This is a genomic window from Thermostichus sp. MS-CIW-34 (assembly GCF_054060435.1).
Genome location: NZ_JBSSDE010000014.1, coordinates 15873 through 28502, shown reverse-complemented (window position 1 = coordinate 28502; position 12630 = coordinate 15873). Strand labels below are relative to the sequence as shown.

Annotated in this window: 8 protein-coding genes and 2 tRNA genes; 6 read left to right on the top strand and 4 right to left on the bottom strand. The window is 57.4% G+C overall.

All coding sequences use genetic code 11. The annotated features are described in order from the left end of the window. Positions 1 to 43 precede the first annotated feature (43 nt). Positions 44 to 2698 (bottom strand): alanine--tRNA ligase, encoded by a 2655-nt coding sequence (gene alaS / locus ACVWYY_RS06740; protein WP_414406507.1) that lies wholly within the window; start codon positions 2696 to 2698, stop codon positions 44 to 46. 284 nt (positions 2699 to 2982) lie between these two features. Between alaS and ACVWYY_RS06735 the strand changes: the two genes are divergently transcribed. Next, positions 2983 to 4626 (top strand): protein kinase domain-containing protein, encoded by a 1644-nt coding sequence (locus ACVWYY_RS06735; RefSeq protein WP_457439976.1) that lies wholly within the window; start codon positions 2983 to 2985, stop codon positions 4624 to 4626. A gap of 263 nt (positions 4627 to 4889) precedes the next feature. Here ACVWYY_RS06735 and ACVWYY_RS06730 read toward each other — a convergent pair whose 3' ends face one another. After that, positions 4890 to 5393 (bottom strand): hypothetical protein, encoded by a 504-nt coding sequence (locus ACVWYY_RS06730; RefSeq protein ID WP_414342275.1) that lies wholly within the window; start codon positions 5391 to 5393, stop codon positions 4890 to 4892. Between the two features lie 49 nt (positions 5394 to 5442). Between ACVWYY_RS06730 and ACVWYY_RS06725 the strand changes: the two genes are divergently transcribed. Both ACVWYY_RS06725 and ACVWYY_RS06720 read left to right on the top strand, forming a co-directional pair. Continuing rightward, positions 5443 to 5516, top strand: a tRNA-Asp gene (locus ACVWYY_RS06725). A gap of 159 nt (positions 5517 to 5675) precedes the next feature. Beyond that, on the top strand, positions 5676 to 6857 hold the full coding sequence (locus tag ACVWYY_RS06720) for an aldo/keto reductase (RefSeq protein ID WP_457439974.1): 1182 nt from the start codon (positions 5676 to 5678) through the stop codon (positions 6855 to 6857). Between the two features lie 408 nt (positions 6858 to 7265). Here ACVWYY_RS06720 and ACVWYY_RS06715 read toward each other — a convergent pair whose 3' ends face one another. Next, positions 7266 to 7724, bottom strand: coding sequence for a gamma-glutamylcyclotransferase family protein (locus tag ACVWYY_RS06715; protein WP_414342279.1), 459 nt, complete (start codon positions 7722 to 7724; stop codon positions 7266 to 7268). 89 nt (positions 7725 to 7813) lie between these two features. On the opposite strand from ACVWYY_RS06715, the gene ACVWYY_RS06710 reads away from it, so the two are divergent. Next, entirely contained in the window at positions 7814 to 10162 is a 2349-nt protein-coding gene (locus tag ACVWYY_RS06710; RefSeq protein ID WP_457439972.1) for an AAA family ATPase, read from the top strand. A gap of 227 nt (positions 10163 to 10389) precedes the next feature. On the opposite strand, the gene ACVWYY_RS06705 is transcribed toward ACVWYY_RS06710, so the two are convergent. Further along, positions 10390 to 10463 (bottom strand) — tRNA-Pro (locus tag ACVWYY_RS06705). 290 nt (positions 10464 to 10753) lie between these two features. Between ACVWYY_RS06705 and rpsB the strand changes: the two genes are divergently transcribed. Next, entirely contained in the window at positions 10754 to 11548 is a 795-nt protein-coding gene (rpsB, locus tag ACVWYY_RS06700; RefSeq protein WP_457439970.1) for a 30S ribosomal protein S2, read from the top strand. Between the two features lie 144 nt (positions 11549 to 11692). Continuing rightward, positions 11693 to 12484 (top strand): translation elongation factor Ts, encoded by a 792-nt coding sequence (gene tsf / locus ACVWYY_RS06695; RefSeq protein ID WP_457384367.1) that lies wholly within the window; start codon positions 11693 to 11695, stop codon positions 12482 to 12484. The last annotated feature ends 146 nt before the right edge of the window (positions 12485 to 12630 follow it).

The window sequence follows — 12630 nt, the reverse complement described above, 5'->3', positions numbered from 1 at the left end:
GGCTGATGGACGGCCTGTTGCTGCTCAAAGGGGCTTCGCTCCCCTAGCGCGAGATCAGCTCCGCTTGCAACCGCTCCCGGGCCACCTGCAAAGCCTCTGCCAATTTCTCCGGCTGTTTGCCCCCAGCTTGGGCCAAGTTGGGCCGTCCGCCACCACCGCCCCCAGTCAGTTTGGCAATCTCGCCGATGAAGGATCCCGCCTTCAGGCCAAGTTGCTGCACCGCAGGGCTAAAGGCAGCCACCAGGCTGACCTTACCGGCTTCCGGCACCGATCCCAGCACCACTGCCCCTTCCCCCAGCTTGTGGAGCAGATGCTCGGCAGCGGTTTTGAGGGCCTCAGGGGTGGTGGATCCCAGCTCGGCCACCAGCACCTTGAGATCTCCGACGGCAACCGCCTGGGCCAGCAGACCTTCGGCCTGTAGCAAGGCCAACTGGCTGCGCACCTCTTCCAGTTCCTTCTGGGCAGCTTTCAGCTCCGCCTGCAGGGCGGCAACCCGCTCCGGCAGTTCCTGGGGCTTGGCTTTGAATTGGGCGCTCAGCTCCCGCACCACCCTGTCCCGCTCGTTCAGGTATTCCAGTACAGCCGGCCCGGCCACGGCCTCGATGCGACGGATCCCGGCAGCCACCCCGGTCTCGGCGATGATCTTGAACAGGCCGATCTCGGCGGTGTTGTTGACGTGGGTGCCGCCACACAGCTCCATCGACACCCCCGGAAAGTCGATTACCCGCACCTCGGCGCCGTATTTTTCCCCGAACATGGCCACGGCACCTCTGGCTTTGGCTTCGGCCAGGGGCATGATCGCCACTTGAGCAGCATGAGCCTCGGCAATCCAGGTGTTCACCAAGTTCTCGATCTGTTCCAGCTCCTCAGGGGTGACTGGCCGGGATAGGGTGAAATCAAAGCGCAGCCGGTCAAAGGCCACCAGGGATCCCGCCTGACCAATCGAGGGATCGACAATTCTTTTCAGGGCCGCCTGCAGCAGGTGGGTGGCGGTGTGGTGGGCTTGGGCGCGCCGCCGACAGGCCAGGTCAATCTGGGCTTGGACGGGATCCCCCACCCGCAGGATCCCGCGTTCCACATGGCCAAAGTGAACGAACAGATCCCCTTGCTTTTGCACATCTTCAATCCGCACCAGCAGGCCGTCCCCGGAGAGGTAGCCCCGGTCACCAATTTGCCCGCCGGACTCGGCGTAGAAGGGCGTGCGATCCAAAACGACCTGCACCGCTTGCCCTGCCTCCACTTGGGGCACCGATTTCCCCTCGACCAACAGGGCCTCGACCACGCCGCGGGCGGAAGATTGGCTGTATCCCAAAAACTCCGTTTGGCTGAGGAAATCCGCCAACTCGTCCAGGGATCCCTGGGCTGTGAGGTCGATGGTTTGGTGGGCGGCGCGGGCCCGCTGCCGCTGTTTCTCCATTTCTTGTTCAAAGCCCTCCAGATCCACGCTGAAGCCGTGTTCCTGGGCAATTTCTTGGGTTAGCTCCAGCGGAAAACCGTAGGTATCGAAGAGCTTGAAGGCGTCGGCGCCGGAGATCTGCTTTGGCGAGCTGCTGTCACGGCGGGAAGATTCGACAGCAGTAAACAAATCCAGCAGTAGCCGTTCCCCCCGCTCCAGGGTTTTGAGAAACTGCTCTTCCTCCCGTTGCAGCTCGGTCTTGATCAGGGTTTCTCGCTCCCGCACCTGAGGATAGGCAGCCTCGGCCAACTGAATCGCGGTCTCGATCACCGGGATGGTGAAAGGCTCGCCGATCCCCAGCAACCGACCGTGGCGCACCATCCGCCGGATCAGCCGCCGCAGCACATAGCCCCGATCCACATTGGAAGGAAGCACCCCATCGGCAATCAAGTGCATCACTGCCCGCGCGTGATCCCCGATCACCTTCAGAGAGATCTGCTGCTCCGGGTTGGCCTTGGAGTAGTTCAGCCCGGCGATCCCAGCCGCCGTTTGAATGATGGGAAAGATCAAGTCCGTCTCGTAGTTGTTGGGCACCCCCTGCAACACTTGGGCCAACCGCTCCAACCCCAGGCCGGTGTCGATGTTTTGCTTGGCCAGCGGCATCAGGTGACCTTCGCTATCCCGGTTCAGCTCCATGAACACCAGGTTGTAGATCTCCAGAAAGCGGGAGTCATCCTCCAAATCGATCCGCTCATCCCCCAGCTCCGGCTTGAAGTCGTAGTAAATCTCAGAACAAGGGCCACAGGGGCCGGTGGGGCCGGCAGCCCAGAAATTATCCGCCTCTCCCATGCGCTGGATGCGGTGGGCCGGGATCCCTATCTCATCTCGCCAGAGGGCAAAAGCCTCCTCATCTTCGCGAAAGACGCTCACCACCAGCCGTTCCGGGGGCAGGCCGAACACCTCCGTCACCAGCTCCCAGGCCCAGGCGATGGCCTCCTTTTTGAAGTAGTCGCCAAAGCTGAAGTTGCCCAGCATCTCGAAGAAGGTGTGGTGGCGCGCCGTTCGGCCCACATTCTCGATGTCGTTGGTGCGCACACATTTCTGGGCCGTTGTAACCCGTGGGTACTCCGGATCCCGTTGCCCCAGGAAAATGGGCTTAAAGGGCAACATGCCAGCAATGGTCAGCAGCACCGTTGGATCTTCTGGCACCAAGGAGGCGCTGGGCAACACCTGGTGGCCCCGCTGAGCGTAGAAGTCCAGAAAAGTTTGCCGAATGGCGGCACCGGAAAGAGCTGGAAACATGACAGGCGAAGATGGCTGTATTCATCAATTCTAAGTTTTCCCTCTGCAGGGCAGTCCAGCCCTTGTTGTTCTCCTCTGTTCCACCAAACCCCATCCGCCGAAAACCTAAGCGATTTGTCCGATTAACCTCAGGGCGGGCAGACGCTAAGATCAGCCTATCTGAGGCAGTTGTGCAAGATTTGTTTCTTCTTGGTCTAACCTGTATGTATCTCTCACAACTTGCCTGCCGACTTCTTGGCTCCGTCTCGGTTGTCCGGATCGCCAGCCGGTAACCCCAAACTGGTATGCCCACTTGCTACTGCCTTAACCCTGCCTGTTTGCACCCGGAAAACCCGGCGGATGCCTCTACCTGTGCCTCTTGTGGCCATCCCCTCCTGCTGCGCAATCGCTACCGGGCCTTCAAGCGCATCGGCCAGGGGGGATTTGGCTCTACCTTTTTGGCGCGGGATGAGGACATGCCCTCCAAACCTTGGCGGGTGATCAAGCAGTTGCGCCCGGTCGAGGGATCCCCGCAACTGGCCAAGCTGGCGGAGGAGCTCTTCAATCGCGAGGCCCAAGTGTTGGAGCGCCTGGGCGAACATTCGCAGATCCCCAAGCTCTACGCCCACTTTCAGGAAGGCGACAAGTTCTACTTGGTGCAGGAATTTATCCAGGGCACCACCCTCTCCCAAGAAATGCGTCGCAATGGGCCCTTCTCCGAAAAACAAACCCGGCAGGTGATGCAGGAGGTGCTGCTGATCCTCAGCTATGTCCACAGCCAAAACACGGTTCACCGAGACATTAAACCCGCCAACCTGATTCGTCGCAAAGAAGATGGTCGATTGGTGCTGATCGACTTTGGGGCCGTCAAGCAGCTCGGCCCGGGCCAGGATTCGGCAGAAGAGGCGACGGCCATTCGCTCCCTTGGCTTTTCTCCCCCGGAGCAAGTAGCCGGCCAGGCGGTCGGTCCCTCTAGCGATCTCTATGCCTTGGCTGCCACCTGCATCAACTTGATGACGTTGGAATCTCCGGCCAAGTTTTATAACCATGAAACGGGACAGTGGGATTGGTCGGATTGCCTGCAGCTCAGCCCGGAATTCGACGCCATTCTGCACCGCATGTTGCAGCCGGCCATCAATCAGCGCTTTGCCACCGCCACCGAGGTCTTGCGGGCGCTGCAAGGGATCCCGGTGGAAGAAGCACCGATTGTGTTGCCCAACTCCCCCCTGTCTGCCAATCCCAGCACATCGGTGATCTCCGGCTACTGGGCCAAGCGCCGCTCAGGCGGTTTCTCGCCCACACCCCTACCTCAGTTCACTGCAGGGGGAATGACAGCCAGCAGCCCGCTATCCATCCCCTCTGAGTGGGGGAGCACCACCGGTTTTACCCAACTGGGCCGAGCCAGCAGCATCACAGGCAGCGGACGGATCAAGCCGGCTACCCCACCGCGGATCCCTTCCATGGCGGGGGCCGATCTACGGGGAAAGTCCTTTGCCAACCAAAACCTAGCCGGCTATGATTTGCGCCAGGCCGATCTGCGGGGGGCCGATTTCTCAGGGGCCAACTTGCAGGGGGCGGATCTGCGCGGCATCCTCTTCAACACCCCTCAACCCTACTGGCTGAGGGTTTTGATCCAACTGTCTGGATCGGCCAAAACATTGGGAGGGATCCTGACAGGCTTGGGGGGGCTGCTGGGCTCAGGGATCCTGGCCTTTTTGCTTGTCCGCCTGACCACGGGCAATTTGGTTTATGCGTTAGGAGCGGCTGGGATCGCCTTGGTGGTGGCCAGCTCGGTGATCTGGTCGATGGGCGGTGGGGTTCGTTTGGCTCGATACCCAGAAGAAAAGAGCAAGCGCTTCACCAACTTTTGCAAAGCAGATCTGCGAGGGGCACAGATGGACGAGAAGCTGCGGAAGTTTGCCCGCCGACAGGGGGCCATCTTGAGTTGACGCAGGGCGGATTGCGGATCTGGCGGATCTGGAATTTTGCGTTGCGATCTTTAAACTTTATAGATCTTTAACTTTAATAGTTTTATAGTTGTTTCAGGTTAGGATGAGACGTCCGGGCTACTGCTCGCGCCAGCGGGACGGAGTCCTATCGCGCCGGCGGGACGGAGTCCTTAGAAAAGCCTTCTGGCCCTCCGCATTCAACGCTTTGTCCTAGTTTGAATCGAAATGACCACAAAACCATACAAAGAGAAAAGTTCAAGAGCTCAAGCCATTGAAGGGGGTGGAGAGGCCCATCTGCGAAGCGATTGATTGACCTGTTCCATCAAAGCTCGGCAGGCCACGGTCTTGCCCTGTTGCCGATCCCCAGCTTGGTCGTAAAAGACAATACCATCGGCCCGAGAAAGGCCCAACGCCAAGAACAACAGCTCCAAGACCCCAAAAGAAGCGGTCTCCAGCTCCGGCGCTCGATCCTTAAGCTCTGCCAGCGTGGTGTGGGCATCTTCCAGGTGGCCGAAGGCCGGGATCCACAGATGGGTCGTCGGCTGGGATCCCTCTGAGGATGAGTCGCCAGCAGCAGGATCCTCGACCACCCGCACCGTCAGCCAGCCGCCATCGGGGTAGCGCAAGGTGGTGTATTGCAGGTGATCCAGGTGTTGGGCCACCTGAGTGAGCACATCCGCCACCTGTTGCATCGCCGCCGTCGGGATCCCGTTTTGGGGAGCAGTATCCACAAGGGTTGCGGCCTGTGCTGCCAAACTAACCACCATGATTGACAACAATCCTCATTCACATCCAGAATAGATATTCGCAGCGATTGGGGCTGTAGTTCAATTGGTTAGAGCACCGCCCTGTCACGGCGGAAGTTGCGGGTTCGAGCCCCGTCAGCCCCGTACTCTTGAGAACACTCTAGCTTAGTCGCTCCCCTGCAGCCTCATATCTCCAGACTGATCTGATTTCTGATGGAGACTGCTGCGCAACGCGGTCGGCCTGGGGTTTAAGCTTCGGCGGTGGGGCCACTCTAAAATGGGGCTTAGTCCAGGGGAAAAACCATGCAGTATCGCAGATTTGGGCGTACCGAGCTGTCTATGCCCGTGCTGAGCTGTGGTGGCATGCGCTATCAACACAGCTGGCAAGATACTCCTTGGTCAGGGATCCCAGCGGCAAGCCAGCAGAACCTGGAGGCGACGATTCGCCGGGCCTTGGAGGTGGGCATCAACCACATCGAAACTGCCCGCGGCTATGGCACTTCTGAAATGCAGTTGGGCCGCATTTTGCCGCTCTTTCCCCGGCAAGATCTGATTGTGCAGACGAAAATTGGCCCCAGCGCCGACCCGCAGCAGTTCCTGGCCAAGTTCGAGCAATCGATGAGCTACTTGAACCTCGATTATGTGGATCTGCTGGCCATCCACGGGTTGAACACCTGGGAAGACTTGGAACACAGCCTGCGTCCAGGGGGGTGCCTGGAGGTGTGTCAGCGCCTAGTACGGCAGGGACGGGTGCGTTTTGTCGGCTTCTCCACCCATGGGCCAACGGAGTTGATTGTGGAAGCCATACAGTCAGGGGGCTTTGATTACGTCAACCTACACTGGTACTTTGTCAACCAAACCAACTGGCCCGCCATTGAGGCTGCCGCCCAGCAGGATATGGGGGTATTCATCATCAGTCCCTCGGATAAGGGGGGCAAGCTTTACGATCCGCCCGCCAAGCTGGTGCAGCTGTGCCAACCTCTCAGCCCAATGGTCTTCAACGACCTGTTCTGTCTGTCCCATTCCCAGGTTCACACCCTCAGCATTGGGGCAGCTCGACCCAGCGATTTTGATGAGCACCTGCGGGCGGTGGAGCTGTTGGATCGGGCTGATGAGCTGTTGCCGCCGATCCTGGCCCGCCTAGAGCAAGCTTTGATCGAGAAGGTGGGAGAGCACTACGCCAAAACTTGGCACCAGGGCCTGCCTCGCTACGACCAAACCCCCGGACAAGTGAATATCCCGTTCATTCTGCTGCTGCGCAATTTGGTCTTGGCCTATGACTTGGTGGACTATGCCAAGAGCCGTTACAACCTGTTGGGCAATGCCGGCAGTTGGCTCCCCGGCCAGCGGGCAGACAAAGTGGATGCCGAAGCCCTGCGACCCTATCTCATCCACAGCCCCCACCGCGACCGGATCCCGGCCTTGTTGCATGAAGCCCATCGCCTGCTCTCTGGAGCTGAGGTGAAGCGCCTATCTCAGAGCTAGCTTGCTCAGGGATCCCCCCGTTTGACGGTATTAAAATGCTTCCGCAAGAGATTCAAGACTACATCGTTTTATTGAGAAACTCCGTGTTGCAAGAACAGTTACTGAGTTAGATGAGAGTCTGGCAACACTAGCCCCACCGCATCTGTAGACGCAAGAGGAGTACCATTGCGATGGCCAGCCTTTTACTGTGGCCTGTTTGGCATGGTTGTAGGTGATTGAGATAACAGTCGCCGACCTTTCGGATTGCCAACGGATGTGCCGTCACTTTTATCGGATAGGCCGCACTCTCTTGGATCTGGACGCTGCCAAAACCGTTCGGGATCAACCCACCTGGTTTGAGGCTCCATCTTAAGGTCAGGGGCAGGAACCTGTTTGCCAGCAGCCTCAATCCCCTTGGACAGAGTGCTCTCAGCCACCCAACCCCATCGCTTCAATTTGATGAATGTAGTCGGGGGGAAGCCCATGCTCTCGTGCCCCCTTCAAGATTCCTTGAAGATATCCCTCGCTTGGGATCAATGAATCATCAATGAATGAATCTCCCGCCACGTAAGTCATTGCTTCGATCACTTCACCCTCATCGCTTCGAACCTGAACCTGCTGGCGACGGTAATGACCTCCCGGAATTCCTTCATACCGATCCATCCTCTCCAGCCTGTCCGAGCTGCACAGATAGGCAACTCCCCACACAACCCCAGAGGGATCCCGGACAATGTTGGCCTTGCCGGTTCCATCGTTGCCGCGCTTGTTGAACGTCAGGCGGTATCCCTGCAAACGAGCACGCCTAGCTTCCTTGAAATCAACAGCACGGTGTCCCATCTGCTGGGCATCTAGGTTACTTCCGTATGCAAAATACCACTGCTCACTCATCTCTAGTTCCCTTGGTGTCGGGTGAACCCGCCTACCCAGAGTTACACTAAGATATTGAGCACATTAGCATCACGGGATCCCGCCCCTCCATGAGCTACTTGGTTATCGACACCGAGGGCAACCCCAACCTCAAAGAAATCGCCCTTATCGACAGCAGCGGCAAGCTTATTTACCATGCCTACACCCAAGAATACTCGCCCCACCACCCCCAGCCCAAACCTTTGGCCCAAATCGTTGCTGACCTGCGGCGCTTGGCACAAGGCAAGACTCTTGTTTTCCACCACGCAGAGCAAGACCTAAAAATCCTTAAACAAGCCTTTGAGCAAGCTAACCAAGAGTGGCTTTCTAACCCCGTTTTTTGCACTTGGCTAGCTGCCAAGGAATGTTTCCCCAACCTCCCCAGCTACAGTCTAGAGTATCTTAGCAAACATCTTAGTATCCAACTGGAGAGCGGCTATTTCAACTCCAAACTGGCCCACGACGCCAGCTACGATGCCCTCTTTACCTACCACCTCTATCGCCACCTCACCCACGCTCAGCTCAAAGCCCAGAATGTTCCCAATCCTTTCGCCAACAGCAGAGTTGACAATCCCTTTCAGCATTATCCCGACGAGACCACCATCTATCAGCCTCAGTACCAGCAGCTCACTGCCACCCTACAGGACATCCAACGGGATCCCAACCACCAGAGCCGAGGGGTTGTCTTACTGGGAGAACCTGGATCCGGCAAGACCCACCTGATCATGCGGGTGGCCCAAAACCTCCTGCGCCACAACCGTCTCCTGTTTATCCCTCAGCCCACCCATCCCGACAACATCTACCACCACATCTACAGCCACACCCTGGAATCCCTGCGCGAACGGGTAGATGCCCATCACCACACCCAGCTCGACTACTTGATTGCCAAGAGCTTTGTGGAAATCTTGAAAACCTTCCCCCAAACCTCAAAAACTGAAGAGTTTCTCTCCCTTCTCACGGCGGATCCCCTCAACCTCTTTCATTGCCTGGGAGCAGAAGGCACCGAGCGTCGTCGTCAACAATGGCAAGCCATTGAAAAACGGGTTCTGCGCTGGTGGGCAGAGCAAAACTTTCTCACCGGTTCCACCGAAAACATTCTCAAGGGCATCATCAAATACTGCAGCTACAGGGATCCCAACCGCCGTCAACAGATCATCCGCTGGCTCAGCGGTACCGACCTGGATCCCGAGGATACCGGCTTGATTGGGTTGCCCCCCTGGAGTGCAGATCTGGATCGCAACACCTTTGCCCTAGAAGGGATGAAAGTCATCGGCAGGCTTTCGCTGCTCGACCAGCCCCTGATCATTGTCTTCGACCAATTGGAGGCTCTGGGCCGAGAGGAAAATCGAGATATCCTTCTCAACTTTGGCGATGCTCTAAAAGAGCTTTTTACCCGTATCCCCAACAGTCTGTTTATCCTCAATCTGTTCCCCGACCGTTGGCAACATTTCCAAACCCAATTTGACCGGGCTATCGTCGATCGCCTCTCCCAAACCGTCCTCTCTCTGGATCCCCCACCTGCTCCCCAGCTTCAAACCCTTCTGCAAACCCGTCTGCCCTCAGGGATCCACCTCCAAGCTCTCTTCACCGCCGATGACCTCAGCGATATTCTTGGTCAACCCTCCATCCGGGCCATTCTCAACCGGGCCTCAGCCTACTATCGCCACTACATCAACGGGATCCCTCTCCCTCCCCAGGTGCAAGTTGTACCCACTGCCAGCAATCTAGCCGCCCGTGTCCAGCGGCTCGAAACTGAGCTGCAAACCCTCAAACAACTGCTCATCCCCCTTCTTCCTGCCCAGAGTCTTGTTGCTGTAGCTCCGCCTCCCCAGCCACCCGGCCTCTCTGAGGATCTTGCCGAAGTCTTGGAACCCTACCTCCGTGATACCGAGGCCCAGCTTCGTGACAGCTATCCCCAAGAGGCGATTATGGACAGCACAGCTGATATCGGCAAATTGCGCACCATCGTCAATGCCCTGCAAGGGATCCATCCCCTCCCCATGAGCACCCTGAGACTGGGCAAACGCAAGCTTCCAGATCACCTCTATTTCCCCAGCCAAAAGCGGGTGATTGCCTTTATCCAAGTGGCTGCTGGCAGCATGTATTGGCAGGTCAATAACTTCAACCAATTGGTGATTGCTCACCCTGGGCTTCAGTTTCTCTTGCTGCGGGACGCCCGCCTCAAGCCTCCTTCTCCAACAGCTACTGCCACCCAAGCGGCCTTGGCTGCCCTCAACAACAGCCCTAATGGCAAGTATGAGCTGCTCACCAAAGAGGATCGCATTCACCTGGAGCTGATGTACAGAATGATCACCGACATCCAAAACCGCGACCTGGAAATCGACCTGACCCAAGCCGTTCGGTATTATCTTGACCACAGGGCTCCCCCCCTTATTGCCTGGATCCTGGACCGTGATTAAGCGCTCCAGATCCGTCGAAACCCCATGTTGTTCAAGGTCGGCTCCGCATCGGGATCCAGCACCGTAAAACCGGGATCCCATATTGTCCGGCCAAGCTTGTGACCTGATTCTTAAGGCTGCCGATCAACGGAGCCAATGGCAAGGGATTGACAGCGGAGCCAAAGTACCTCAAAGTTTCCGGCATAGTGGGCTTTGTCCGGCCCAAGCCCTCCCCTGATTACTCAGTATCGGAGCGGCGGGATTTGAACCCACGACCCCCACTACCCCAAAGTGGTGCGCTACCAAGCTGCGCTACGCCCCGACGCACTTACGGGTAGAAGCCCATGAAGTGCCTAGCTAGTCTAGCATCGGATCGCGGCCAGAGTTAACCCCAAGCTGCGGGATCCCGTGGAAAACATGCTAGCTTAGTTAAGCCGTTAAGAAATCGCACGCCTGAACCACCGGGTGTCCTTACAGCCCTTTCGCGGTTTGCTGCAACAGCTCCTGAGTTCCTTGCCAATGGGGGTAGAGCGCTCTGTGCAGGTAACCGGCGGGAAGGCCGTAACTGGGATCCGTTCGGGCGTAGGCTAACCCGTAGGAGAGGAAAAACTCATGAGCGTAGTCAGTTTGCCTCAACTGTTGGAGGCAGGGGTTCACTTCGGCCACAAGGCCAGCCGCTGGAACCCGAAAATGCGGCCCTACATCTTTACCGAGCGGAACGGCATCCACATTATCGATTTGGTGCAGACGGCCCGCTATCTGAACGAAGCCTACGAGTATGTGCGGGATGCTGCTGACAGGGGTTGGCGCTTCCTGTTTGTGGGCACCAAACGGCAAGCTGCCGGGATCATCGCTCAAGAGGCTCGTCGCTGTCGCAGCTACTATGTCAACCAGCGCTGGTTGGGGGGTATGCTCACCAACTGGGCCACCATCAAAACCCGCATCGACCGCCTCAAAGAAATTGAGGAGATGGAGAGCAGCGGTCTTCTGGATCGCCTGCCCAAACAAGAGGCCAGCCGTCTGCGGCGAGAGTTGGCCAGGCTGGAAAAGTACTTGGGCGGCATTAAAACGATGCGCAAGCTCCCCGATGCGGTGATCATCGTCGATCAGCGGCGGGAGGCCAACGCCGTTCAGGAATGTATCAAGCTGAACATCCCGATCATCTCACTGCTGGACACCAACTGCGACCCCGATCTCAGCGATATCTTCATTCCCTCTAACGACGATGCCATTCGAGCGATTAAGCTGATTGTAGGCAAGCTGGCGGATGCCATCTACGAAGGGCGGCATGGGCAGCTCGACACCGTTGAAGAGGATGAGTACGACTACGAAGGGGCCATGGATCTGGACGACGACATGCTGGAGGATATGGAGGACGAAGAAGAAGGAGAAGCCGAGGAAGGCTAGACCGAGGGCAGGGATCCCGTGCAATCCGGGCACTTCCCTGCCTGTTCCCTATCCAGAGGCGTGTATTCTTGAAATCTAGGTTTACAATTCTACCGAAGCCCGCTCATTCTCACTCATATCCCGCCACATTCTTCCCGTTCTTTCATTCGAGGAGCCCTCATGAGCATTGATGCCAAACTGGTCAAAGAGCTGCGCGAAAAGACGGGCGCAGGCATGATGGACTGCAAAAAAGCCCTGGAAGATTCCGGTGGCGATATGGAGAAAGCCATCACCTGGCTGCGACAGAAAGGGTTGGCAGGGGCAGCCAAAAAGGCCAGTCGCGTCGCGGCAGAGGGGGCGGTTGACAGCTACATCCACTTCGGCAATCGAATTGGGGTGTTGGTAGAGGTGAACTGCGAGACGGACTTCGTGGCCCGCAGCGAAGATTTTAAGAAACTGGTGCAAGACATCGCCAAGCAGATTGCCGCCTGCCAAAACGTAGAATACGTCAGCGTTGACCAGATCCCTGCTGAAGTGGTGGAGCGGGAAAAAGCCATTGAAATGGGCAAAGAAGATCTGGCCAATAAGCCGGAGAACATACGCGAGAAGATCGTGCAAGGTCGCATCGAAAAGCGCCTGAAAGAGTTATCCCTGTTGGATCAACCCTTTATTAAAGATTCCTCGATCACGGTGGAGGAATTGGTCAAGCAGCACATTGCCAAACTGGGGGAAAACATTCGGGTGCGGCGGTTTGTGCGCTTTGTCCTGGGAGAGGGGATCGAGAAAGAAGAAGTGGATTTTGCTGCTGAGGTTGCCGCTCAAGCCGGTCTCAAGCCGGCAGAGGCCCCCAAAGTGGAAGAGACTCCACCCGCTCCTCCTGAAGAACCTGCCCCAGAACCGGCCCCTGCTGCCGAGAGCAAGCCGGCCAAAAAAGGCTCCGCCAAGAAAAAGAAATAGCCGGTCAAGGCTGAGCTGTAGGGCCATGTCGGCGGTGCAGAGGCGTTGAAACTGGGTTATGGAGAGTGTGGGCACCTCTATGTCGGCAGTTCTATAACCACTACGCTTGGGTATCCCTTGGGGGAAAGGCTAGGTTATGCATGCAA

Excerpts from the sequence above, each read along its gene's own strand:
- alaS (WP_414406507.1), bottom strand. The coding sequence starts at position 2,698 with ATGTTTCCAGCTCTTTCCGGTGCCGCCATTCGGCAAACTTTTCTGGAC.
- ACVWYY_RS06735 (WP_457439976.1), top strand. The coding sequence starts at position 2,983 with ATGCCCACTTGCTACTGCCTTAACCCTGCCTGTTTGCACCCGGAAAAC.
- ACVWYY_RS06730 (WP_414342275.1), bottom strand. The coding sequence starts at position 5,393 with ATGGTGGTTAGTTTGGCAGCACAGGCCGCAACCCTTGTGGATACTGCT.
- ACVWYY_RS06720 (WP_457439974.1), top strand. The coding sequence starts at position 5,676 with ATGCAGTATCGCAGATTTGGGCGTACCGAGCTGTCTATGCCCGTGCTG.
- ACVWYY_RS06715 (WP_414342279.1), bottom strand. The coding sequence starts at position 7,724 with ATGAGTGAGCAGTGGTATTTTGCATACGGAAGTAACCTAGATGCCCAG.
- ACVWYY_RS06710 (WP_457439972.1), top strand. The coding sequence starts at position 7,814 with ATGAGCTACTTGGTTATCGACACCGAGGGCAACCCCAACCTCAAAGAA.
- rpsB (WP_457439970.1), top strand. The coding sequence starts at position 10,754 with ATGAGCGTAGTCAGTTTGCCTCAACTGTTGGAGGCAGGGGTTCACTTC.